This window comes from Gordonia sp. NB41Y (assembly GCF_030718915.1).
Classification (GTDB): Bacteria; Actinomycetota; Actinomycetes; order Mycobacteriales; family Mycobacteriaceae; genus Gordonia; species Gordonia desulfuricans.
Map to the genome: position 1 here is coordinate 5,560,605 of NZ_CP132196.1, position 21,909 is coordinate 5,582,513.

Annotated in this window: 28 protein-coding genes; 12 read left to right on the forward strand and 16 right to left on the reverse strand. The window is 66.8% G+C overall.

Annotated features, from left to right (window positions below):
* Positions 1–152: 152 nt before the first annotated feature.
* From Q9K23_RS24345 to Q9K23_RS24385, 9 genes are all read right to left on the reverse strand, one after another.
* Complete coding sequence (locus Q9K23_RS24345) at positions 153–404, reverse strand: hypothetical protein (protein ID WP_020790075.1); 252 nt, start codon at positions 402–404, stop codon at positions 153–155.
* Positions 401–646, reverse strand: a complete 246-nt coding sequence (locus Q9K23_RS24350) for a hypothetical protein (RefSeq protein WP_020790078.1) — start codon at positions 644–646, stop codon at positions 401–403. The genes Q9K23_RS24345 and Q9K23_RS24350 overlap by 4 nt, the downstream gene beginning before the upstream one ends.
* 140 nt (positions 647–786) lie before the next feature.
* On the reverse strand, positions 787–1,128 hold the full coding sequence (locus tag Q9K23_RS24355) for a hypothetical protein (RefSeq protein ID WP_053777966.1): 342 nt from the start codon (positions 1,126–1,128) through the stop codon (positions 787–789).
* A 598-nt stretch (positions 1,129–1,726) separates the two neighbouring features.
* Entirely contained in the window at positions 1,727–1,915 is a 189-nt protein-coding gene (locus tag Q9K23_RS24360; RefSeq protein ID WP_152972828.1) for a hypothetical protein, read from the reverse strand.
* 312 nt (positions 1,916–2,227) lie between these two features.
* Complete coding sequence (locus Q9K23_RS24365) at positions 2,228–3,487, reverse strand: helicase RepA family protein (protein WP_160319619.1); 1,260 nt, start codon at positions 3,485–3,487, stop codon at positions 2,228–2,230.
* A gap of 245 nt (positions 3,488–3,732) precedes the next feature.
* Entirely contained in the window at positions 3,733–3,963 is a 231-nt protein-coding gene (locus Q9K23_RS24370; protein ID WP_053777967.1) for a hypothetical protein, read from the reverse strand.
* A complete protein-coding gene (locus tag Q9K23_RS24375) occupies positions 3,960–4,145 on the reverse strand; it encodes a helix-turn-helix domain-containing protein (protein ID WP_020793213.1) in 186 nt (61 codons plus the stop codon). The genes Q9K23_RS24370 and Q9K23_RS24375 overlap by 4 nt, the downstream gene beginning before the upstream one ends.
* Positions 4,146–4,366: 221 nt before the next feature.
* Positions 4,367–5,479: a site-specific integrase gene (locus Q9K23_RS24380; RefSeq protein ID WP_020793212.1), complete on the reverse strand. Its 1,113-nt coding sequence runs from the start codon at positions 5,477–5,479 to the stop codon at positions 4,367–4,369.
* 258 nt (positions 5,480–5,737) lie between these two features.
* Positions 5,738–6,520, reverse strand: a complete 783-nt coding sequence (locus Q9K23_RS24385) for a site-specific integrase (RefSeq protein WP_305950315.1) — start codon at positions 6,518–6,520, stop codon at positions 5,738–5,740.
* Positions 6,521–6,656: 136 nt separating this feature from the next.
* On the opposite strand from Q9K23_RS24385, the gene Q9K23_RS24390 reads away from it, so the two are divergent.
* The 3 genes from Q9K23_RS24390 (at position 6,657) to Q9K23_RS24400 (ending at position 9,625) form a co-directional block, all read left to right on the forward strand.
* On the forward strand, positions 6,657–7,067 hold the full coding sequence (locus tag Q9K23_RS24390; protein ID WP_053777969.1) for a hypothetical protein: 411 nt from the start codon (positions 6,657–6,659) through the stop codon (positions 7,065–7,067).
* 949 nt (positions 7,068–8,016) lie between these two features.
* Positions 8,017–9,015, forward strand: a complete 999-nt coding sequence (locus tag Q9K23_RS24395; RefSeq protein WP_261978024.1) for an alpha/beta hydrolase family protein — start codon at positions 8,017–8,019, stop codon at positions 9,013–9,015.
* 25 nt (positions 9,016–9,040) lie between these two features.
* On the forward strand, positions 9,041–9,625 hold the full coding sequence (locus Q9K23_RS24400; protein WP_152972829.1) for a hypothetical protein: 585 nt from the start codon (positions 9,041–9,043) through the stop codon (positions 9,623–9,625).
* Between the two features lie 602 nt (positions 9,626–10,227).
* Here Q9K23_RS24400 and Q9K23_RS24405 read toward each other — a convergent pair.
* Both Q9K23_RS24405 and Q9K23_RS24410 read right to left on the reverse strand, forming a co-directional pair.
* Positions 10,228–10,611 carry a hypothetical protein gene (locus Q9K23_RS24405; RefSeq protein WP_020790553.1) on the reverse strand — a complete coding sequence of 128 codons (384 nt, stop codon included), beginning with the start codon at positions 10,609–10,611 and terminating at the stop codon, positions 10,228–10,230.
* A gap of 5 nt (positions 10,612–10,616) precedes the next feature.
* Positions 10,617–11,498, reverse strand: coding sequence for an RNA polymerase sigma-70 factor (locus Q9K23_RS24410; RefSeq protein WP_020790555.1), 882 nt, complete (start codon positions 11,496–11,498; stop codon positions 10,617–10,619).
* Here Q9K23_RS24410 and Q9K23_RS24415 point away from each other — a divergent pair.
* Complete coding sequence (locus Q9K23_RS24415) at positions 11,451–12,455, forward strand: SDR family oxidoreductase (protein ID WP_348533955.1); 1,005 nt, start codon at positions 11,451–11,453, stop codon at positions 12,453–12,455. The genes Q9K23_RS24410 and Q9K23_RS24415 overlap by 48 nt on opposite strands.
* Before the next feature lie 103 nt (positions 12,456–12,558).
* Here Q9K23_RS24415 and Q9K23_RS24420 read toward each other — a convergent pair whose 3' ends face one another.
* Positions 12,559–13,218 carry a lysoplasmalogenase family protein gene (locus Q9K23_RS24420; protein WP_053777972.1) on the reverse strand — a complete coding sequence of 220 codons (660 nt, stop codon included), beginning with the start codon at positions 13,216–13,218 and terminating at the stop codon, positions 12,559–12,561.
* Between the two features lie 54 nt (positions 13,219–13,272).
* Here Q9K23_RS24420 and Q9K23_RS24425 point away from each other — a divergent pair, with 54 nt between their 5' ends.
* A complete protein-coding gene (locus tag Q9K23_RS24425) occupies positions 13,273–13,836 on the forward strand; it encodes a hypothetical protein (RefSeq protein WP_152972830.1) in 564 nt (187 codons plus the stop codon).
* 310 nt (positions 13,837–14,146) lie between these two features.
* Positions 14,147–15,055 carry a DUF1353 domain-containing protein gene (locus Q9K23_RS24430; protein WP_082365998.1) on the forward strand — a complete coding sequence of 303 codons (909 nt, stop codon included), beginning with the start codon at positions 14,147–14,149 and terminating at the stop codon, positions 15,053–15,055.
* Between the two features lie 98 nt (positions 15,056–15,153).
* On the opposite strand, the gene Q9K23_RS24435 is transcribed toward Q9K23_RS24430, so the two are convergent.
* A complete protein-coding gene (locus Q9K23_RS24435; RefSeq protein ID WP_020790547.1) occupies positions 15,154–15,777 on the reverse strand; it encodes a TetR/AcrR family transcriptional regulator in 624 nt (207 codons plus the stop codon).
* A gap of 100 nt (positions 15,778–15,877) precedes the next feature.
* On the opposite strand from Q9K23_RS24435, the gene Q9K23_RS24440 reads away from it, so the two are divergent.
* The 4 genes from Q9K23_RS24440 (at position 15,878) to nth (ending at position 18,580) form a co-directional block, all read left to right on the forward strand.
* On the forward strand, positions 15,878–16,087 hold the full coding sequence (locus tag Q9K23_RS24440) for a hypothetical protein (RefSeq protein ID WP_053777974.1): 210 nt from the start codon (positions 15,878–15,880) through the stop codon (positions 16,085–16,087).
* Complete coding sequence (locus Q9K23_RS24445; RefSeq protein WP_305950316.1) at positions 16,039–17,415, forward strand: FUSC family protein; 1,377 nt, start codon at positions 16,039–16,041, stop codon at positions 17,413–17,415. The genes Q9K23_RS24440 and Q9K23_RS24445 overlap by 49 nt, the downstream gene beginning before the upstream one ends.
* A 189-nt stretch (positions 17,416–17,604) precedes the next feature.
* Positions 17,605–17,829 (forward strand): excalibur calcium-binding domain-containing protein, encoded by a 225-nt coding sequence (locus tag Q9K23_RS24450; protein ID WP_053777986.1) that lies wholly within the window; start codon positions 17,605–17,607, stop codon positions 17,827–17,829.
* A gap of 79 nt (positions 17,830–17,908) precedes the next feature.
* A complete protein-coding gene (nth, locus tag Q9K23_RS24455) occupies positions 17,909–18,580 on the forward strand; it encodes an endonuclease III (RefSeq protein WP_053777976.1) in 672 nt (223 codons plus the stop codon).
* A 45-nt stretch (positions 18,581–18,625) separates the two neighbouring features.
* Here nth and Q9K23_RS24460 read toward each other — a convergent pair whose 3' ends face one another.
* Entirely contained in the window at positions 18,626–19,120 is a 495-nt protein-coding gene (locus Q9K23_RS24460; protein ID WP_020789546.1) for an SRPBCC family protein, read from the reverse strand.
* On the reverse strand, positions 19,117–19,500 hold the full coding sequence (locus Q9K23_RS24465) for a metalloregulator ArsR/SmtB family transcription factor (RefSeq protein WP_020789557.1): 384 nt from the start codon (positions 19,498–19,500) through the stop codon (positions 19,117–19,119). Before Q9K23_RS24465 ends, Q9K23_RS24460 begins: the two co-directional genes overlap by 4 nt.
* 78 nt (positions 19,501–19,578) lie before the next feature.
* Between Q9K23_RS24465 and Q9K23_RS24470 the strand changes: the two genes are divergently transcribed.
* Together Q9K23_RS24470 and Q9K23_RS24475 are read left to right on the forward strand one after the other, a co-directional pair.
* Positions 19,579–20,001 carry a nitroreductase family deazaflavin-dependent oxidoreductase gene (locus tag Q9K23_RS24470; protein ID WP_020789556.1) on the forward strand — a complete coding sequence of 141 codons (423 nt, stop codon included), beginning with the start codon at positions 19,579–19,581 and terminating at the stop codon, positions 19,999–20,001.
* A 58-nt stretch (positions 20,002–20,059) separates the two neighbouring features.
* On the forward strand, positions 20,060–20,641 hold the full coding sequence (locus Q9K23_RS24475; protein WP_020789552.1) for a hypothetical protein: 582 nt from the start codon (positions 20,060–20,062) through the stop codon (positions 20,639–20,641).
* A 91-nt stretch (positions 20,642–20,732) separates the two neighbouring features.
* On the opposite strand, the gene Q9K23_RS24480 is transcribed toward Q9K23_RS24475, so the two are convergent.
* The gene (locus tag Q9K23_RS24480) at positions 20,733–21,770 is read right to left on the reverse strand and encodes a fused (3R)-hydroxyacyl-ACP dehydratase subunits HadA/HadB (RefSeq protein WP_305950317.1); all 1,038 of its coding nucleotides are present in this window, start codon (positions 21,768–21,770) and stop codon (positions 20,733–20,735) included.
* Positions 21,771–21,909 lie beyond the last annotated feature (139 nt).

The following is a 21,909-nucleotide window of genomic DNA, read 5'->3' on the forward strand; positions in this document are numbered from 1 at the left end:
ATCTCGTGGAGATCCCCGAGCGGCGGACCCGCGACTGGTGGCTGGCCCAGCGAGCGAGAATCGGCGTCGGCGGTCGGAGACCACCTCGGCCACCGCCGACGATACACCCTCGGCGGGGTCGGCGGATGGAGCGAAATACGTTGTGTTGCAGGCTAACGCGTGTCGTTAGCGGTCAACTCGAACCCGGCGCAGGCGAGCGCCATTCGTGCCGAGCACCGGGCTTGGATCTCGTGACGCTGGCCGTCCGCGTCCCACCAGGTGACGCGGAGCGGGTCGGTGCGCTTGCGATACTCAGCGACGACGACACGGCGACCGTCATCGGTCAGGTACTCGGTGTGGTCATGGTGGCCGACGCCGCGGACCAGATGACTGGACTTGACGCCGGTGGCGCGGACGGGGATCACTGGTCGCGCTCCAGGCCGTGGATGACGTTCTCCGCGCGGTGGTGCAGCGTGAGGCCTGGATCTTGCCCCGGTGTGCGGACGGTGAGCAGCAATGCCAAGGCCCCGCCGAGGAATCGGCCGGGGTCGGCGGAGGCCGCGGTCACCAGCGGCTCCAGGACCTCGGGAGTGTCGCCGTCGCGGAGTGCGTTGGTCAGTCGGGCAACGTCGCGGACCCCGTCCGGGGTCACGGTGATGTCGAGCATGGTGGTGGTGTCACTTTCTGTCGGTGTTAACGGCCTGGGTGAACATGCGGCCCAGATAAACGGACCGTGGTCCCCGGTTCTTTCACGCCAGGTAACCGGCGGAGCTGGCGTCGTGGGCGATGACCAGCGGCGATTACCCCCTACCCCTCGCCTGGCTGGTCATCGGTAAGCGGACCGTGGGCCACGCCGAGGTGTGAGCACTCGCGGACCATGCCGCGGGTCAGGTCAGCGGTGCGGGCCACGCGCGTACGTCCGCAGTCGCACAGACAGCGCCAGCCAGCACCGGCGACCGGCTCGGTGGCCACCAGGCGGCCGAACCGGCGACCGGCGATGTCCAGACGCGCCCGCGGCACCGATCCCGTGGGAGAGCCGGTCCGGTGATTCCGCATGTAGTGCGCCGAGCACCAGCCGCGCTTGACGGCCGAACGGTCACAACCGGCCACCGAGCACGTACTCGCGGCCGTGGTGTCAGTCGCGCTCATCGTTGAGTCCTGTTGCGACGCTTGCGGTTGATCGACGGCTTGATCCGGGACCGCGCGCCACGCTTGACCGTTGCCCTCGGCTCCTCGGGTGGGTATCTCCGGCGCTGGCTGGTCAGTGGCCGGAGCAGGTGTTCACGTGGCTGGTCCGGGTCCCGTCGATACCGGCGGAGGTGGGCAATGCACAGACCCCGATACCGAGCTGGCCGGTCACACTCCTGGCCGTCGCACGTCGCGGGCTCGGTCTGCTCGGGTGCCGTCATCACGGCGGCGGAGACGGGGCCGGACTTGAACGGTGAGTTGACCGACGCCGCGGTCGGGCCGGATGGTGCGCGGTTATGAGGTGCTCTGGTCGCCCATGCCCAGCACGCCGCGCGCGCCGGACAGGACCGACACATGGCCTGGACCCGGCCCCACCGCTGGCCCTCATCGCGGTAACCGAGATCCTCGGCGCGCCGGTCCACGTCGAATAGACGCGGATCACGGGCACACGCGGCACCGGACAGGTCGGCGGTGCCGCGGAGGATCTCGGCGGCCAACGCCACCGGACCGTCGTGCCGGTTGAGGTCACGGGTAAGTACGCGCCGACGCGTAGCCGAGGTCACGCGCCGGTCTCCTCGGCCAGGAGTTGGTCGGCCAAGGCCTTGGACTCGGCGGACCGTCCGCGTCGTCGGCGGGGTTTCTCGACGCCGAGCTGGTCACCGAGGCCGCGCCGGGATGTCTCCCGCGGGATGGTGCCGTTGGCGAAGTTGGCCGCGATACGGTCGGCGGCCCGTTGTGGATCTGCCACTGGGAACTCCTCTGATCGGTAGGAGTTCGCCTCACGGTTCGGGTTGGTGGAGGTGGTCATTGGTTGTTGCTCACCGGCCTTGTTCGTTGTTCGTTTCTTGGGTCAAGTCCGCTTGTCCGGGGCTAAAGACCCCGGACCGGACCCTCAAGCGGACCTATCGACCTGGGTCCGCTCGGGGTCCGCTCGGAAAACATGCCCTGGCCTGGGATAACTGACTGGAGCGGACCCACCGGACCCCGAGCGGACCCTCGGAGCGGACCCCTGTGTCCCAAGTCACAGCGGACCCCACCGGACCCCCGGAGCGGACCCCTGTCAGCCGTCGGCATGGGAGCCCTCCTCCAGCACGTAATAGCGGTAGTAGTCCTCGGTCTCGGCGTTGAATCCGAACTCGTTTTCCACCAGGTGCGTGTCCAGCTCCCACCGCTGAGTCCCGGCGGCCTGGATGACGTAGTTGTCCTTGGTGGCCTGGCCCCAGGTCTCTCCCCAGCGGCGCTTTTCGTTCGGTCCGAGGTTGAGCGGTGAGTCCTTGACCAAGGCCCGGATCTCGGCCGCGGTCCACCCGTTGGCGGTGTCGCGCATGTGGACGTACATGTTCCACAGGAGCTTGATCTTGTTGGTGGACTTGGCCGTTGGCATGGAGGACGGGGCCTCGGGGACCACCTCGGCGGCGAACGGGTCCACCCGCGGGATCACCAGCGACGTGCCGATGGGTGTCTCCACGCGATCCAAGACCAGCTTGAGCGGCGGACCGCCAGAGGCCTCCTCCTTGGCGCGGTCGATGGAGAACTGGACGGTCCGGCGGGTCTTGTTCGGGGACTCCATCATGTAGAGCGCGTCCGAGGCCCCGCGTAGGGCCGAGGAGCCGCGCTCGGTGCCGCCGTCCTTGGTGGTGTGGTGAACCACGACGACGCACGCGCCGGTTTCGTCCTTGATTCGGGAGAGGACCTGGACCATCTGGCCCATGTCCTCCGCCGAGTTCTCGTTCATCCCAGGCGAATAGCGCGCCAGGGTGTCTACGATGACCAGGTCCGGGTGACGCCGGACGATGGAGCCCACCATGGCCTGGGTCTCGGGATCTCCGGGACGATGGAGACCCATGGGCCGGGGGAACACCTGGAGCGGGGCCTTGGCTCCCCGGTTGTGTGCGGTCTCCCAGGCCCGGAGCCGCTTGGGGAAACCGGCCTCACCCTCACCGGCCAGGTACACCACGGTCCCGCGGGCGGCCCCGTGGCCCTGCCAGGACTTGCCGGTGGCCACCGTCGCGGCCCAGTCGAGAGCCACAAAGGACTTGAAGCTCCCCGGCGCACCGGCCAGGACCACCAGCGACTTACGGAACAGGAGCGTGCCGAGTAGCGGCTCGGGGCCGGGGAGGCTGTCCAGGTCGTCGCGGTCCAGCCAGATTGACTCGATACGTGCAGCGACCTCACCGGCCTTGGCGGCGTTCTCCGCGTCGGTCACGGCCTCGGCGGCGCGTCGGCGGGTGCGTTCCTTGGACACCGCGGTGGCGAACTCATGCGGGTTACCGCCGGATCGGTGGACCAGACGGACGGCCTTCTCCAGCCGAACGGTCACCAGGTCCTCAATCGGCGTGACCGCGGCCGACGCGGCGCGGTCCTCCGCAACCGGACCGTGGTCCGGTATCCTGGCGGTGTCGAGTGCTGACGTGTTCGACGGGTTGGTGGGATGGTCCTCGGCTGGCGACTGGCCGAGGGCCGTTTCCGTTTTCGTGGGCACGTGAGTGCCTCCTGGTTCTCGTAAGTGCTTGCGGCCCAATGCCTTGACGCGTTCGCTCGGTCGGGTTGGTGATTGGCGAAACGTCACGCGGGCGCGCGTTCTGAGGCCTCGGAGTCGGCCGGTCCCGAGGGCCTGGGCCGGACCTCGGCGGCCAGGATGCGCGCCATGGACTCGGTGGCGTCGGCGGGCACCGAGGCCAGGATGCAACTGGCCGGAGGTCGGTGGCGGGTGGCCATGGTCGTCACGATGACGGTGGCCCAGACCCCGAGCCCGAACGCCAGCGCTGCGACGGCCACCAGGACGGCCGCGCTCACGCGGAGGCCTCGGAGAGGAATCGATCCACCTCGGCGCGGTCAATGCGAATGACGCGCGCGGACAGTCGGACGGCTGCGATCTTGCCCTCTGCGATCCACCGGCGGACGGTGCGGTCGGATAGGCCGAGTTCGGCGGCGAGCTGGCCGGGAGAGACGTACTTGGAAGGTGTGCGAGTAGACACGGGCGGGGCTCCAGTTCGGAGAGGTGTGGGTGGTTTCCACGTCTCGCGAACTGGAGCCCCGCCGGGTCCCGCACCCGAGGATCTAGACGTAAGCCCTCGGTCTACGCGTTAATGCGTTAACGATGAACAATGTAAGCCAGGTCGTTCGATCCGTCAATTATTGGCGCGTCGAAACCTGTTGTGGCCGTGTTGACTTCGTCGGTCAACACTAACGGGGAGCGTTAACTCCAGAGGCCTTGCACCAGGCCGCGGGTCCGGCTCTCGGTGGAGTGGGTGTAGCGCGCTGACATTGCCGCCGAGGTGTGGCCCATGAGGACCATGTGGTCGGCCAGGGTCGCGCCAGCTTGCGCGAATAGCGTTGCGGCCGAATGTCTTAGGCCGTGCGGGGTGACCTCGGGCTTACCCGCGGCCTCGGCGGCACGCGCGAACGAATACCGGAACGTGGAGGCGAACATCATGGAGCCGGTCCGGGTCGGGAACACCAGGCCGTCCTTGCCGGGGAGCGTGTAGGTCTTGAGGTGGTGCTCTAGCGCGGGCCGGAGACCCTCGGGGAGCGGGACGGTGCGGAGCGCGGCCGCGGACTTGGGCCGGTCCACCTTGAAACCACCGTCCACGCGCGTGACGGCGCGCCGGACGGTGACGGCCAGGCCGTCCTTGGACATGTCGATGTCTGAGCGTCGTAGTGCGGTCAGCTCACCGAACCGGAGCCCGGAGAACCCGGCCAGGAGTACCCAGGCCTTGTATCGCGGCGTGATCTTGTCGGCCAAGGCCCGGATCTCCTCGGCGGACAGGGCCACCGGCTCGGACTTGCGGTGTTTGACCGCGCCACGCTTCACCCGGCATGGGTTGGTGTCCAGGATCTCGTCATCCACCGCTTGGTTGAGGATCGTCCGCAGGAGGCTGTAGGCGTTGGCGTTGCGCGTCGGGTACTCGGTGCCCAGGCCCGCGTGCCACTCCCGGACCTCGGCCACGGTGAGGGCCTTGAGCGGCCGGTCACCGAGGCCGGGAAGGATCACGTTGTCCAGGTACCCGCGGTTGAGGGCGCGCGTCCTCGGCTTGTGCCGGTTGACCGTCTCGTCATGCCAGCGGTCGGCGTAGGTCTTGAGCGTGAGGCCCTGGACGGCCTTGGCCTCGGCGCGCGCGGTCGGCGGGGTCCACGTCTCCAGGTCTATGAGTCGTTTCTCCTGGTACAGCCAACCCTCCGCGTCCTCCTTGGTCGGGTAGGTCTTGGGAGCGATGTAGACCTCACCCTTGGGGCCGGTGTAGCTGGCCTGCCAGTTGCCGCTCCTGAACTGGCGAATACGTCCGAACCCGCGCCGGGTCTTGCCTGCCATGATTGCCTCCTCTGTTGCGCGCAATAAACGCGCAATAAGAGACTACATCGGTGCCGCTCACGTGCATTTATGTCCGATCGGCGTGTGTCTGATATTGCAGGTAAACGCGCTAGTTCTGCCAGGTCAAGACGTGTTTTCGGGGCTCTGAGCGCTACAGGTTCAAATCCTGTCAGCCCGACGCAGGTCAGAGGCGGTTTCCGGTCACCGGAGACCGCCTCTTTTGCGTTCGTACGCCAACGCCATACGCCAACGGGGATCTCACGACAGACCGGCCCCGAGGTTGTCCAGCGCCGACCGTGCCGCGTCGTCGGAGGTGTGCCCGTAGATGTGGCCGGTGATCGCAATGGAGGAGTGGCCCAGGATGTCGGCCACGGCCTTGATGTGCGCCCCACCCTCCAGGAGCCCGACCGCGGCCGAGTGGCGGAGTGTGTGGGCTCCCACGTCCTCAATCCCGGCGGCCTTGGCGGCCACCTCCACGACGCGGAGCATGTTCCTCGGGTCCACAATCGTCCCGGCAGCGGTGGTGAACACCATCCCGGTCTCGGTCCAGACGTTGGCCGCGGTCTTGCGCTCGGCGTCCTGGCGGATCTTGTGGGCCTTGAGTTCGGCCACCAGGGGAGCGGCCAGCGGTACCCGACGCCGGGACCGGGTGGTCTTGGGCTCGGAGAGCACCAGTTCCCCGCCGACCCGACCCAGCGTGTGCTTGACCGTCATCTCGGCCTTGGCCAGGTCCACGTCCGACCACGCCAGTCCGGCCACCTCCCCGCGACGTAGGCCGGTGAACGCCATGAGGAAGACGGCCGGGTAGTACCGGGAGCCCTTGGCGTGGGATAGGAGGGACTTGACCTCGGCGGTGGACAGGTGGCGGGCCTCGGATCGGGTGACCTTGGGACGCCGGACCTTGGCCACCGGGTTGGTGGCCAGGAGCCCGTCGCGGACCGCGATCTCCAGTGTGGCAGCGGCCAGGCGGCAATGTCCGTGCACGGACTCGAAAGTGTGGGTACCGCTTCTAGTCGCACTGATCGGTGGAACATTCGTCATCGTCACCACGACCGTATCCCGGGCCACGGCCCGCGATGTTGCACAGTTGGGCGCCCAGTAGAAGCGCCGGGATAACGACATTCAGGTTCTCGAAGCCTACGGGCAGTCACTTGTTTCAGCGTCACTCGCAGTTCGGATGTTCGTGTGGTTCGGCCACGAGGGGGTTGTGGCCGCAAGCGAGGTCACGCGCAAAACGTGGGTTGAGGCACGCGCCGAGGTGGAACTGGCTGCGAGATCCATCGAGCGGCTGAAGTTCAGTTTCGGCGGACTCCTAGAGCAAGATCAGGACTGGTCAAAGGTTCGCGAGACGCATTCCCGCGCCGTTGATCTTCTCCAGCGGGTAGTCAAGATCGACTACTCGGGCGCCGAGGAAACGAGCAACGCGCGAGAGCTGTGGAACACCATCGTCGGACCCGACGGCCCGATCATGTCCGCAATCAAGGTGACAAGCGAGCTCGAACGACGTCTACTCCTCACCTACCCGATTGACGTCCCTGACTCACTCGGAATCTCGTCCAGGTTCCGCTCCGCATTCCACCCGGGCTGATAGGCGCCGGTGCGTGACCGGACAGGTTTGGTGATCCCGAGGGTGCATGTGGAGCACCGGACGCCGGGAGCGATCTCGTGCTTCTGTCGTCGGCCACCGAGGCTCACACCCATCGCCGGCCGTAGTGCGGCCGAGGCCGGCGCAGTACCTCCACCACCTCCACTGTCGCGGTGACGATGGACCGGCGACGACGAGCCTGAGGAGCTCCGTCGGGTCGGTGCCGAGGCCTCGCCCGAGCGCCGGCGGGTCATGTTGGCCTCGGTGGCGCGCTCCCCGCTAGTGCGATTGGTGCGGTGCAGCGCTGCGAGCTTGGCCCGAGACTTGGCGGCCGGGTCTTCACCGATCTGGCCGCCACGCTTGAAGTCACGCGCCCGGAGTCGAGAGACTTGGCGAACACTCCACGGCGCACGTCGCCTTGACTATCCAGGTTGTCGAATACCGAAGCGAAGCCCTCGAACTGGCCGTCGGCCAGGCTGGCGACTTTGACGCCCGAGAGCGTCAGGGTCTTGTGCTTGAGTACGATTCACCCTCCTAGGATGGTGTGAGAAATGGGTACCAAACAACGAATTGCGTTCCCCTGCTGAGGGGTTCACTCGTCTGACTCGTTCGCGGGCTTGGACTGCGCGGCCCATGCCCTGGCATGGGTGGCGGTCGGCTGGCGACTGCTTGCCTGGTCTTCAAACTGGACTTCTGCTCGCCTTTCAGTCGCCAGTGAATGCGGCCAACCCGCAACGCTTTCACACGTCGGCATCGCCGCGTTCAACCACTCTGAGTGACAGCCACACTGAGATCCGAAGGGGAAGGGCACCTCCGAACCCAGGATCTGATCGGCCGAGAGAATGTGTCGCCCGTTCGGTCTATTTTCCCTATTTGTCGGTTTTCGGGCTTGTGTCGAGCCCGAAGAGACGGTCTACTGAGCTCTCCATCTTCGAGTTTGAGTAGAGGGTTCGTGTATTTCGGGAAGCATTTGGTGGTAGTCGTCGCCACTGTCCTTGCTGCGGCGATAATGGTCGCCGCTGCTCCGGTTTCCAAGGCTCAACCATCCGGGGTGCGAATCATTGAGCGGACCGTCGTGGGGCCTCAGCATTTGATGATAGTGGTGCGCTCTGCTGCGATGAATGCCGACATTCCACTCATGGTTCTTCGCCCCGTTTCGGATCGGCCGGCCCCAATGCTCTATCTACTGAACGGCGCAGGCGGCGGTGAAGATGGAGCGAACTGGGCCGCGCGGACCGATTATCAGCAGTTCTTTGCCGGCAAGCACGTCAACGTGGTAACGCCGCTGAAAGGCGCCTTCTCCTATTACACCGACTGGCAGCGCGATGACGCGAGACTCGGTCGCCAGAAGTGGGAAACGTTCCTGACACGCGAATTGCCGCCAGTGCTCAACCAGGAACTCGGAACAAATGGGCGGAACGCGATCGCCGGTATCTCGATGTCCGGAACGTCGGTGCTGAATCTGGCGGCGCGGTCACCCCACCTCTATCGCGCGACGGCGTCCTACAGCGGCTGCGCCCGCACCAGCGATCCGATTGGACAGGCGTTCATTCGCGCGGTGGTTGAGGACCGCGGCAAGGCGGATATGACGAACATGTGGGGTCCGCTTGATGGCCCTGGCTGGCGGGCCAACGACCCCTTTCTCAATGCGGAGAAGCTGCGCGGCACGACCGTCTACCTGTCGTCGAACACCGGCTTGCCCGGCGAAGACGAGGCGCTGCCGCCCGGTGCCTCACCTGATCAGGCACTGTCGATGTCCGATCAGGTGATTCTCGGCGGTGGCATCGAGACCGCAATGAACGTCTGTACTCAGCAACTGGCTGATCGTCTCCGTCAGTTGAACATTCCTGCCGTGGTTCACATTCGGAACACCGGCACTCACTCCTGGGGCTACTGGGAGCGGGAACTCAAGGCCTCCTGGCCTTCCATCCGGTCAGCGCTCGCGCGGTGACACTACAAGAAAGAGGGGACCGAGCATGTCTCTGAAGAGAACCGCAATGCTACTGGCCGCCACGGCGGCCCTGTCTGTCGGCGCTACTATCTCGGCTGCGGGACCGGCTGCTGCGGCAGAAGAGTCCTTCGCAAAGATGGCCTACGACCTTCATAATGGCCAGCTTGTTCAGTTCGATAATCGGGGAACCGGCCAGCCTGACCAGAGCTGCGAGGCAATACTATGGAAGGGCGACCATGTAAGCGAAGTCAAACGAAACCTGACGTTCCCTTACAGCATGATTGGCAACACCAATGGTCGCTACGGCGGCCTCGACCAGCCGATTATCGGCCGAACTCTGCCCGGCGTGGGACCTGACGCCAATGCCAAATCAACGGCGTACTTCTACAAGACGAATGCGGACGGAGATTGGCTGGGCAACGTCTCCGATCTGGTCAACAACGACGATCCTACGCAACGGTCGGCAATCACCAAGCCGTCGACAGCCCTTGTCTCCTGCACCAATCTCGGTAACGCCGTGGTCTTGCTTTCTTCGGGAGCAACCAAGGACACCTGGTACGCAGGCGAAACCATCAAGCCTTATGGCAGTTTGGACGGGATCATCGGTTAGAGACTACAGCGCTACCGGCGAACAGACAGACGTACGCAAGCCACCCCGAAGAGGTGGGGGGAGTCAAGTGGTCGCGGTCGGGGATGGCGTCGAAGAACGCGAAATTGTTGGTGATGAACTCCTCCTGGCCGACCATGATCCCCCCCCCGAAGGCGGACGGGGCCTAGTAACGCAGGTCGTCGCTGGAGAGCTCATGGTTGAGCGACATGTCGCCGTCAACCAGCGCCACCGGTACTCCTTCGCCCATTCCAGTGTTCAGACGATGTCGAGGCCGTGCTCAGCGTAGAAGGCGATCTTCTTTTCGTTGTCGGTGAACGACGGGGCGGTCATTCTTCCGGTTCAGGCTCGGTGAGCGTGCGGACCTTGCCGCCTGCCCGGTTGCCCAGCACGAACTCCGGGATCGGTTGGTGCAGCTGGGGGAGGTGAGCGTCTGGTGCCCGCTACCGAGCGCTGCATTGTCGGCGCCGAGGAGTCAGGTGCGTGCGACGCCGGCGACGTTACATCCGTGGGGCAGGGCGGCGGCATCGTCCGGTTCGGCGCACCACTCCTCCACGCGCCAGGTGTGGGGTCTGGTGTCCGGCACCGGCAGCCTTGGGCAGAGATCACAACTGCCAGCGGTCCAGCTTCTCTGGGGCGCTGACGACCCAGATCGATGAGATCGCAGTGTCGTGGATCTCGACTGTGATCACGGCGACAACGGAGTCGCCGTGTACGAGGACGATTCCCGGCGCGCCGTTGACCGACACCACCGCGGGCAGCATCCCGGGCGTCATCAGTGCGCGGAGGCCGGTGAGCGCCGCGGTCCTGCCCGACGCCGACGTCGAGCGTTCAGGATGCCCGCCGTCGACGATCAAGGTCGCGTCGTCCTCGACGATGTCGTCGGTCGCGCCGGACGGCCCCGAGGACAGGACGGCGACGAGTCGGTCGACGGCGGCCGACGCGGAGTCGATCGCGTGCGGCGAATCGCCACGATGCCGGAACCGCACGCGCCTCATACTGAGACCGAGGTGACGTGGCCGAGTTTGTCGGGGCTTATCACCCAGAGGAGTTGTCGGATGCCATCTTTCGAGGTCGTCACGACGACTACCGTGGTCACGGTCCCCTCTTCGGAGAGCGCTGCCGCGGGCTGGCCGTTGACCTGGACCCAGTCGATGTGTTTGCCCGTCCAGAAGTGATGGGCGAAGGCGGCGACGAACTTCGCGACCCGTGTCCGCCCGACTACGGGGATGCGTGCGGCGAGTTTGATGCCATTGCCATCGGAATAGCTGACGACGTCGTCGGCGAAGAGCTCTTCGAGGTCCTGGGCATCGCCCTTCTGCGCTGCGGTGAGGAATGCCCGGAGAAGCCTGCGCTGATGCTTGGGCTCGACGTCTGCGTGTCGAGCCGATGCGAGGTGCGAGCGGGCTCGGCTGACGAGCTGGCGCGCGTTCACGACCGTCGTGGAGAGGATGTCGGCGATGCGGGGATACGGGTAGTCGAAGGCTTCACGCAGGATGTAGGCGGCGCGCTCGGCTGGGGTCAGCTTCTCGAGGGTCAGGAGGATCGCGAACTGAAGGGCCTCGGCCCGCTCGGCGCCGAGGGCGGGGTCGTCGTCGGTGTTGACCGGCTCGGGCAACCACGGGCCGATGTAGGTCTCCCTATGGGACCGCGCTGACTGCAGCACGTTGATCGACAAGCGTGTGGTGATCGTCGTCAAAAACGCAGCCGGGTCGGTGACCCGGCTGCGATCCGTTCCCTGCCAGCGGATCCATGTCTCCTGCACGATGTCCTCGGCATCTGACACGGTGCCCAGCATTCGATAAGCGATGCCGAACAGGCGCCGACGGTGCCCGGCGAACACCTGGACGGCGTCCTCCAGATCGTGAACGCTCATGTCTTCATCCTCTCTCGACTAACGACGCGTGCGCTGCAAACGGGCACTCCCGAGCAGGCAGCACGGCACCACAAGTCAAGACCGGTGTGCGCATCGATCTGTGACGGCCACCGAGGGTCGGCGATGTGGTGTCACACCCGAGGTGTGGTTTCGGTCCTCACTGTCGACGCCGCATGGCGTACTCGAGAGGAAGGCATGAAAATGGCAAAGATCGTCGTCATCGGCGGAACCGGGCTCATCGGCTCGAAGGTCGTGAAGAAACTCGATGCTCACGGTCACGAGGCTGTCGCCGCGTCGCCGAACACCGGCGTCGACTCGGTCACCGGTGAGGGACTCGCCGACGCTCTCCACGGCGCCGACACCGTGGTCGACGTGAGCAACTCGCCGTCGTTCGCACCCGAGGACGTGATGGAATTCTTCACCACGTCCACGCACAATCTGGTGGCGGCCGAGAAGGCCGCGGGGGTGCGACATCACGTCGCCCTCACCATCGTCGGCACGAACCGCCCACAGACCATTCCCTACTTCGCGGCGAAGAGCGCGCAGGAAGAGATCATCCGCGAGTCCGGTATCGGATACTCGCTGGTACACGCAACCCAGTTCCTGGAGTTCGGCGGTAGCATCGCCGACATCTCGACGGAGGGTGACACCGTGCGCCTCCCCGGTGCGCTCATCCAGCCGATCGCCGCGGAAGACGTTTCGACTGCCGTGGCGCGTGCCGCGGCCGGAGAGCCCGTCGGCGACATCGAGATCGCAGGCCCCGAGGTCTTCGGCATGGACGGCTTCGTGCGCCGCACTCTTGCCTTCCGCAAGGACCCGCGGACGGTCGTGCGCGACGACACCGCCCCGTACTACGGGGCGGTGATCGAGGAGCGCACGCTCATCCCCCTGGAGGGCGTGCAGATCTTCTCGACCCGGCTCGACGAGTGGCTGCCCGCCAACCCGCCGCGGGCGTAGCGGTGACTCGATGCCGGATGCGACGGTGATGGCGCGTCCGGCACCCCCGCTCTCCTGGACAGTCGGAACGATGTGGCGACAGGCCGTTATCCCCACCGGTCATCTACGTCGCAACTCGGACTCGCTGTGTCGCGCGCACGGCTCCGGCGATGATGAGTCCTTGTCCGAGGGTGTAGGTCGCCATGACCGCCGGTGAGAACCAGCCGGGCGCGACATCGGGAAGGAAGAGTCGGATGCCGAGCAGGGAGTCGCTGGTGAGGAAGAAGGCGCCGCCGGCGGCGATCAGTGTCACACAGCGGGTCGAGGTGGCCGCGGTTCCGGCCAGCACGATGCCGTAGAGCAACACCGGGATCAGCAGAGCGCCCGCGTGTGGTCCGATCACCGCGACCATCGCGATCCACCAGGCTGCATAGACCCACGCCCAACGCGGGAATCCGTGGATCGACAGCTGCCGGGTGAACGCGGCGATGTAGGCCAGGTGTGCAAGGCCGAAGGCGCCCAACATCACTGGCAGCACCGCATCGCCGGAGAGCACCACACCGGCGCCGTCGCCGATCCAGGACAGGGTGAGGGCGGCGAGGAGCAGCATCGTCAGCGTCGACGAGAGTCGGCCTGCGGCAGCGAGAACCGGCACCGCGAGCAGCGGCATCAGCAGGAGTTTGGTCGGCGGCGCGAGCGGGCTCTCGACTGCGACGGCGACGACGTGGATCAACGACACCAGCACATAGGGGAGCCACAGGAGGGCCAGGCGTGACGAGCTCATTCCGGTCACCGTAGTACCTGGTGCGGTCGGAGTGGGTCTCCCTATGATGTGGCGGTGCCGAACGACAAGTCCTGGCCGTGCGATCCGGAATCCGTCTGGGCCGCCGCCGCTCCCGCTGCGGCACCCGGGCGGCCGACCCCGCCCGACATCGGTGACCTCGACGACTTCCGGCGACTCGCGGCGCCCGGCGACGGCGCCGTCGGCGGTGCTGTCGTCTACGCGATGGCGGGGGCGTTCTTCCTGGCGGTGGGGATCGTCGCGTTGTTCTTCCGCCCGGACCCGGTTGACGCGGACGGATTCCTCGGCGTCCTGCAGTGGCTGATCCGGTGGTATCCGATCGCGCCGCTGGCCGTGGGAGCGGCCTTCCTGATCGCCGCGCCGCGCTCCTACCGGCGCGACCGCGCGGACCATCCGCACGAGGTCCGTGACCTCTACGAGGCGGCCACCGATCGCGGCATCCTGGTGGAGAAGACCGGTGCGAGCTTCCGGATCCTCGATCGTTCGGACGGCTGGGTGGACGCTGCCGTCGGCGTCGACGTCCGGCTCGACGCCGTCCGGGCAGCCCACATCCGGGAGGCCTTCCGCAGTTGGATCGCGCTGCTCGGTGCCGATGCATAGGCGGCCAGACACGCACGGAACCTGAACGGGCGTACCGAAGTCCGCCGTGCCGAGGAGATCTTCGGACCGGAGGCCACCGGCGGATACCTGATGCGTGCGCCATACCCGAACTCTGCGTTCGCCCTGCTGATCCCGGACCCGCCACACACCTCGAACTCGTGGGAAGAACTTCCGATCGCCGACGACGCGTAGCAGCGCCTGCGACGAGGTCTGTTCGCGATCGACCAAAGTACGGCCGACGTGCAGCGCAGTACCGGATAATCCGGTCAGAACGGTCGGCGGGATCGTTCGATACCGAATCGCGGTGCACATGAGCGCAACGGCTGACGACGTAGGAGCGCAGGAACCGGCTGCACAGCCGGACGTGGAGTGGTTTCCGTGGCTCGTGGCACCCCACTCGGGGTTCGAGGTCGCGGTGCCGCGAGGACAGAAGGGCTACCACGACGTCTCCACACCGCTGCGGGCGACCGGCGTCGGGATCGTACAGATCGACCCGGAGGAGTTCGTCGTACTGAGTGCCTTTCGATACTCCGATGCGGCGGTCGAGGCCGATCTCATCGCCAAGCTCACCGCGAAGGGGATGTCCGCCGACGAGGCCCGACGGCGGGTCGACACTGCGCGGACCTTCACCCCACGCGAGGACAATCCGACCGACCTCGCGTCGATCCCACAGTTCCTGCGCTGGTTCGAGAATCCCTACGGCCTGCACTCGCTCGCGGCACTGATCCACGACGAACTGATCGACCACGACGTGGATTCGGGGGCGCTCGGCAGCGACACCCTGTCCGACCGGTTCCTCCGAATGATGATGAAGACCTCGGGCGTTCCGTGCCTGAAGCGATGGATCATGTGGGCGGCCGTGGCGCTGCGCACGAGGTTCAAAGCGGGGGGCCGGCGCATGTGGTCGATGATCGTGTGGCTGGCACTCAGCGTGGTGGGCATCGCGAGCGCGGTGGTGGGCGTTGTCGCGTTCTGTTGGCATCCGCCCTGTCCGATCGTGCATCCGGTGCTGTTGCCGCTGTCGATCATCCTGATCTTCGTCGCCGCGGTGCTGTGGGGACGGCAATGGGGTGCCGGGGTCGTCGCGGCACTGGTCGCGTTCTGGCTGGTGCCCGCCGCGCTCGCAGCCGGATTCGGGCTGCTCGCGTATCTGGCGTCCGAGGAGGCCTGGAAGCGTCTCGTCTGCGCTGTCCGTGCCGGCCGGCGCCGGGCGAGCTGAACTCGGGGAAAGAACCGATCCTGCGCGATCGGCGCAACAGCGTCGTCGGCCGCGTCGTCATCGGTGCGACGAGCACGGCCTGACGTGATCCGATGCGGCTACTGCGTGCCCGCCCCGGCGAGGGCGACGGCGACGACGTCACGTGCGAAATCGTCGGTGAGGGTCCCGGTCACGCCGGGCAGCAGGATACGCATGTAGCACGAGCCCCACAGCAGGTCGACGATCGTGGTGAGTTCGACGTCGGGGCGGATCTGACCGCGTTCGCGGGCGGCGTCGAGCAGGGCCAGGACCTCGCGGCGGCGGGGACCGAAGTAGTGGTCGGAGAAGGCCGCTGCGAGTTCGGGATCGGTCTGTGCGGCGCCGATGAGTTGGGCGAATGCGGGGCCCGACGGCTTCTTGCGCATCAGGCGGGCGAAGGCGATGAGCACCGAGGTGAGATCGGCGTGGATGTCGCCGGTGTCGCGGAAGGCGATCTGCGTGCCCACGGTGTGGACGTAGCCGTCGAGGGCCAGCGCCCCGCGGGAGGGCCAGTACTTGTAGACCGTCGAGCGACTCGCCCCGGCCCGCGCCGCCACCTTCTCGATGGTGAAACCCGCCATCCCGTCGTCGAACAGCACCTCGACGGCCGCCTGCAGGATCTCGGTGCGGACCTCGTCGAGCGGTCGTCGACCGCGCCCGCGTGATCGGGGGGCGGCGGAATCGGGTGAGGCCGGTTCGCTCACAGTCGGACCTCCTTGCTCGTGGTCACACTGGAATCCACGCTACTATATGAACAGTCTGTATATGAACACACTGTACTCAATGAGAGGGAGCTCCATCGTCATGGGCGCTGTCACCGGATTCTTCGCGCTGCGTCACGCGCCCGAGACGATCCGGCCGTCACTGCAGGCAGGGCTCACGTCGGCGGTGACCGTCCTGGTCTCGTGCGCGGTCTTCGGGCCACACGTCGGAGCGATCTCGCTGTTCGGTTCGATGCTCGCGCTGTGGGAGGCCGACCGACCGCTGTGGGCCCGGGTACGCAACGCGCGGTGATGATCGCGTCGTCGATGTCGGTGTCGATGATCCTGGGCGTCCTCGTGGCGCCCTACCGCTGGGCGACCCTGCCGCTCATCGTCGGCATGGTCCTGCTGACCACCGTCATCTACTACGCCTTCATGTTGACGCGCGGCCCCGGTCCGCTGCACCTGTTCTATGCGGCCACACTGGGTGCCTTCTTCGGTGCCGACCAGACCCTCGGGTGGCAGATCGTGCACGTCATCGCGTTCGCGACGTTCTTCACCGGGCTGCTCACGGTCCTGATCCTGCTGGTCGGCCTCGGTCACCCCGAGCGGGATGCCGTGGCCGCCGCCCGGGAGAAGGTGGACGCCTACCGGGACGGCACCGCGTCGCGCACCGACGCCTACCGTGCGGTGAACCGCGCCTGGGTGACCCTGCAGTCCGCGTGGCCGGCGACCGGCGGCGCCGCACATCGGGCGCGCGAGAAAGAACTGCTCGCCATCAACCGCACGCTGGCGGTCACGGTGTTGGCGGCTGCGGGGGATCGGGCGCCGGTCCGCGACCTCGCGCCGGACACGCCGATCCTGGTGGGCCGGCCGGGTTTCCGATTTCTGCTCGCACACGCGGTGCGACCGAACTCGGTGGCGTGGTTCACCGCGTGGCGTATGGCGATCGCGGCCGGGGCGGCCGGCCTGATCAGTGAGATCGCCGGTATCGGTCACCCGTACTGGGCGGTGCTCACGGCGACGATCGTGCTGCATCAGTGGATCGACCGACGGGCCACGACGCGGCGGGCCGCACAGCGCGCGGTCGGGACGATCCTCGGGCTGGGCATCGTGGCGGTGGTGACGTGGATCGACCCGGGTCCGTGGACGGTGATCGTGGTGGTCATCGTCTGTGTCATCGCGATGGATCTGCTGTTGCCCCTGAACTACGCGGTCGCCCTGATCTTCGTGACACCGATGTCGTTGTTGTCGATCGAGGCGACCGGCCAGGGCGGCTCGTTGGGAAGCCTGCTCGGAGATCGCCTGTACGACACGCTGATCGGTGCCGCGGTCGCGGTGGTGGTCACCTGGGCGACCAGCCGGTGGTTCCCCGCACGATTGCTGCGCGCCCAGTCCCGGCGTGTCGAGGCGGCGACCGTTGCGGTGGAGACGATGACCGACGAGCAGGCGGTGGGGGAGTCGGGGCGACGGGCCCGCGCCGAACTCGTCTACGAACTCCTGCATCACCTCGGCGTCGTCGAGCGGGCCGCCGGCGACGACCCGCGGCTCGACGCGCGCACCCTGGCCGAGCACGACCTGCTCGACCGGGGATACCTGGCGCTCGCGCGGGTGTGGTGTGAGCCTCGGCTGACGACCTGAGCGTCCGCATCGGGGAGGGGCCGACCTCGACGGTCATCTGATCGAAGGAAAAGTCGGTCGCGGTTGTGGGATGCGGTTCGCGGGGTCATAGGCTTCAGACGTCGATCGACGTGGACCGGGCCGGAAGGTGTTCTCAGCATGCGTAATCCCTCGAAGAAGTTCGTCGTTGCCGGCCTGGCGGCGGGACTGATGTTCACCGGCGCGGCAGTGGTGGCCGCCCCCGCGCAGGCGGCCACGACCTACGCCAACTGCAAGGCCCTCAACGCCGACTACCCGCACGGCGTGGGCAGGACCGGGGCCGTCGACTCGACCTCGGGCACCCCGGTCACCGACTTCACCGTCGACGACGACCTCTACAACGCGAACACCAAGCGAGATCGCGACGGCGACGGGATCGCCTGCGAGAAGCGCTGAGCGGACGACGTCGTGATCCGGACGGGTCACGTCGAGTCTCCACCGGACGCGCGGTGACCGTCGAGTAGCGTGTCGGTTCGTGCGCCGTCAGGAGAAAGTCGAGCGGATCGGGACCCTGCTCGACGAGTTGTATCCCACCCAGCCCATCCCGCTGGATCACACCGATGCGTACACGCTGCTGGTCGCCGTCGCGTTGTCGGCGCAGACCACCGACAAGAAGGTCAACCAGGTCACCCCGGCGCTGTTCGCCGTGGCGGATACCCCGGAGAAGATGGCGGCGCTGGGCCCCGACCGCATCCTCGAACTCATCCGGGAGATCGGGCTGGCGCCCACCAAGGCGCGCAACCTCTGGACCGCGGCCGGACAGATCATCGAGGCGGGCGGTGAGATCATTCCCGACTACGCCTTCCTCGAGTCGCTGGCCGGCGTCGGACACAAGACCGCCAGTGTGGTGATGTCCCAGGCGTTCGGCATCCCGGCGTTCGCCGTGGACACCCACATCCACCGACTCGCCCGACGGTGGGGCCTGTCCGACGGCAGCTCCGTCGAGCGCACCGAGGCCGACCTCAAAAAGGCGTTCCCGGAAGACGAATGGAACCGCCGGCATCTGCAGATCATCTACTTCGGCCGGGAGTACTGCCCGGCCCTGCGTCACGACTTCGCCGTGTGTCCGATCTGTTCGTGGGCGGCGACCAAGAAGCAGGCCCTCGCCGAGCGTCGCACGACCCGCGTCGCCCGCGGCTCGCGCTGATCGCGTCGACTGCCCGCAACGTGGCAGGGTCGGCGGGGTGCGTGGTCACCGCGCGGTCAGACCACCGACGTAGGCCGCGAGGTTGCCCAGGGTCTGCTCGCCACCCTCGATGGCGTGGTACCTCTGTACGGCCTCGTCGCGAGATTCCTTGGTGGGGAACACCGTCCGCATCTCGATTCGGGTGCTCCCCGGTCGTGTGGCATCGGTGGCGAATACGATGGTGGAGGTGAAGGCGTTCGGGTCGTCGGGGCGTTCACCGTGCACCAGGACGATCAGCTCCGGTGCGACGATCTGCGTCCACCGGATCCATTCCGGATAGTCGGCGCCGTCGGGGCCGTGCATCACGAAGTCCCACTCGCCGTCGATTCGGAAGTCGAAAGACGTTGTGGTGGTGGTGAATCCGTTCGGCCCCCACCACTGCGACAGATGGCGCACCTCGGTGAACGCCGTGAACACCAATTCCCTTGGGGCGTCGATGATCCGAGAGATCACGATCTCCCGGTCGGCAGTGGTCCCGGTGGTCGGTGTGGTGTTGCTCATGGTTCTGGCCTTTCGCGGCGGTGGGTGATGTTGCTGCTCTCGATGGTGGTGTCGGTGTCCTCGAGATCGCGGACGTAGGCGTCGAGCCGGTCGAAGCTCTCGTTCCAGAACTGTTCGAAACCGCCGGTCCACTCGTGAACGGGTCGAAGCCCGCGGGCATCGAGCCCGTAGACGCGCTGCTTGCCCTCCCTGCGGTCGCGGACCAGCCCGACCTCGCGCAGCACCCGCAGATGCTTGGACACCCCGGGCTGGGAGAGCCCGAGCTCACGGGCCACCTCGGTGACCGGACGCTCGCCCGACCGCAGGAGCGTCAGGATCTCCCGGCGCTGCGGTTCGGCGATCGCGTTGAACACATCCGAGGTGGTTGCTGCCCGTGCCACCTCATCATCGTATTCCGATATGGGAATACGTCAAGGGCGGGTCGGAATATCTGGCCCGCCGGGCAGGTTGGCCCAGCCATGAGTACGAATGCAGAGCTGAGTCCTGAGGGTTGGGTCCGAGGCCAGACCGAGAAGATCCTGGCGCAGGGCACCACCGACGGCGTCGAGATCCAGGGCCGCCCGGTGGTCCTGTTCACCACCACCGGCGCCAAATCCGGCAAACGGCGTTACGTGCCGCTCATGCGCGTGGAGGAGAACGGCAAGTACGCGATGGTGGCCTCCAAGGGCGGCGCCCCGAGCCACCCGTCCTGGTACTTCAACGTCAAGGCGAACCCGTCGATCACCGTGCAGGACGGCACCACCGTCACCGAGCTGACCGCTCGCGAGATCGACGGCGACGAGCGCGCCCACTGGTGGGAACTGGCCGTCGCCGCATTCCCGCCCTACGCCGAGTACCAGACCAAGACCGACCGCCAGATCCCGGTGTTCGTCCTCGAGTAGACCGCCGGTAACGCCCAAAGCTCACGATGGCGTAGGCCGGATCCGGCATCATGGGGACATGTCCGACACCCTGAGCTACGCAGACTTCGGTCGGCGGTTCTTCGAGATCGCGGTCACCGAGGACCGTGTTCGCTCGGCGTTCTCCTCGGTGGTCGGCGACTCCTTCGAGGTCGGGCCGATCGCATCCGGGCCGGCCAACATCGCCAAGGTGACCGCACGCGTCGAGATCCGCGAACCGCGGGTCTCGCGCCGGGTGGGCGAACCCATCACCTTCGGGGTGCAGCTACCGCTGCGGATCGGGCTGCTGGTGGACCTGCGCGTCGACCGCGTCCGTTACCGCGTGGACGGTGTGGTCGATCTGCGGATGGCCGCCCGCGCCCGCGAACCGCTGGAACTGCACATCGAGGTGACCCCGCCGCAGGTCAGCGACGTGCGGATCGGTGTGTCGACCACGACGATCCGCGGGGAGATCATCCGCGTCGTCGGCCGCGTCGACGACGAGATCAAACGGTTCATCGCCGCCTACGTCACCGAGGAGATCGATCGGCCGGAGATCCGCCACGCCCGGATCATCGATGTCGCCACCGAACTCGGCCGGGCTTTCGAATCGATGTCGGAGACGGCGGGCGCCGGCGCCTGAGAGGCGAGACGGCCAGTTCGACGCCGAAGGGCCGCAGTCGCGAAACACGACTGCGGCCCTTCGGCGTGTTCTGGCCTGGTGCCGGCCGGACTCAGGCGAACCGGATCGTCATGGTCGCCAGTCCGAAGATCTTGCGGCCGCCGGACTTGGCCACCACGATCACGACACCGGTGCGGGTCTCGGGATCGAGCGACTTGATGCGGCCGCTGTACTCGATGTCGCCGCCCTCGGCCGCCGACACGATCGCCGGCTGCGACAGACGCACCGCGTAGCGGGTCACCGCACCCGGATCACCCGACCATGCCGACACGAACCCGGCGCCCAGACCCATGGTCAGCATGCCGTGCGCGATCACGTCCGGCAGACCGGCCAGACGGGCGATCTGCTCGTCCCAGTGGATCGGGTTGGCGTCGCCGGCGACACCCGCGTAGTTCACCAGGTCACCACGCGACAGCCGGGCGTGGTGCAGCGGGATCTCGTCGCCGACCGACAGTTCGTCGAAGGAGCGGGCGCCGGTGGCCGGGCGGGTGTCCGAACCGAAGCGCACCTCGTCGGCCGGACGCACCGTCTTGACGTAGGCCTCGTCGGAGTCCGCCTGGCTGAGGATGTTGACGTCGTGCATCATCGCCGTGCGAACCGAGTCGGTGATCGCCGGATCGACCTCGTCGGCGGTCACCCCGACCACGGTGGTGTGCATGGTGTGCACCCGCTCGCCCATGGCGTCGGTGAAGGTGTTGGTGACCGTGATCAGGTCCTTACCGGCGATCCGGCGGACATTCGTCAGCTCGACGTCGGTGAACAGCTGGTCGCCGGCCACGATCGGACGATGCTGCTCGAAAACCTGCTCGGTCTGCACATACGTGTCGTATCCGACGATCACCGACTCGAACAGCGCGCGGTTGGCCGCCATCGCCGGAATCGAGGTGAAGGTCAGGGGAGCGACGACACCGGAGTAGCCGAGTGCTGCGGCCGCCACCGGATCCCAGTGGGCCGGGTGGTAGTCCTGCACCGCGCGGGCGTACTCACGCACCTTCTCGCGGCCGACTTCATAGGTACCGTCGGCAGCGTAGTAATGGCCGACCCGAGCGTCGAGGCCTGCTGATTCGTCGGTGGTCACAGTGATGGTCACCCGTACCACGGTATGGGTGTGCAGAGTGCATATCCAATTACGTGGCACCCATCACGTTTCGTGTCGCGCTGATCCGACCGTACCGCGGAGGCGATTTTCCAGTGCGGGATCGGCCGGTTGGCGGCGAGATCAGGCGCGC

What these genes read in the sequence shown, in the direction of transcription:
- Q9K23_RS24350 (WP_020790078.1), bottom strand. Translation starts at nt 646, where the DNA reads ATGCTCGACATCACCGTGACCCCGGACGGGGTCCGCGACGTTGCCCGA.
- Q9K23_RS24355 (WP_053777966.1), bottom strand. Translation starts at nt 1,128, where the DNA reads ATGAGCGCGACTGACACCACGGCCGCGAGTACGTGCTCGGTGGCCGGT.
- Q9K23_RS24380 (WP_020793212.1), bottom strand. Translation starts at nt 5,479, where the DNA reads ATGGCAGGCAAGACCCGGCGCGGGTTCGGACGTATTCGCCAGTTCAGG.
- Q9K23_RS24385 (WP_305950315.1), bottom strand. Translation starts at nt 6,520, where the DNA reads ATGACGAATGTTCCACCGATCAGTGCGACTAGAAGCGGTACCCACACT.
- Q9K23_RS24390 (WP_053777969.1), top strand. Translation starts at nt 6,657, where the DNA reads ATGTTCGTGTGGTTCGGCCACGAGGGGGTTGTGGCCGCAAGCGAGGTC.
- Q9K23_RS24400 (WP_152972829.1), top strand. Translation starts at nt 9,041, where the DNA reads ATGTCTCTGAAGAGAACCGCAATGCTACTGGCCGCCACGGCGGCCCTG.
- Q9K23_RS24410 (WP_020790555.1), bottom strand. Translation starts at nt 11,498, where the DNA reads ATGAGCGTTCACGATCTGGAGGACGCCGTCCAGGTGTTCGCCGGGCAC.
- Q9K23_RS24420 (WP_053777972.1), bottom strand. Translation starts at nt 13,218, where the DNA reads ATGAGCTCGTCACGCCTGGCCCTCCTGTGGCTCCCCTATGTGCTGGTG.
- Q9K23_RS24430 (WP_082365998.1), top strand. Translation starts at nt 14,147, where the DNA reads ATGAGCGCAACGGCTGACGACGTAGGAGCGCAGGAACCGGCTGCACAG.
- Q9K23_RS24440 (WP_053777974.1), top strand. Translation starts at nt 15,878, where the DNA reads ATGGGCGCTGTCACCGGATTCTTCGCGCTGCGTCACGCGCCCGAGACG.
- Q9K23_RS24450 (WP_053777986.1), top strand. Translation starts at nt 17,605, where the DNA reads ATGTTCACCGGCGCGGCAGTGGTGGCCGCCCCCGCGCAGGCGGCCACG.
- Q9K23_RS24460 (WP_020789546.1), bottom strand. Translation starts at nt 19,120, where the DNA reads ATGAGCAACACCACACCGACCACCGGGACCACTGCCGACCGGGAGATC.
- Q9K23_RS24470 (WP_020789556.1), top strand. Translation starts at nt 19,579, where the DNA reads ATGAGTACGAATGCAGAGCTGAGTCCTGAGGGTTGGGTCCGAGGCCAG.
- Q9K23_RS24475 (WP_020789552.1), top strand. Translation starts at nt 20,060, where the DNA reads ATGTCCGACACCCTGAGCTACGCAGACTTCGGTCGGCGGTTCTTCGAG.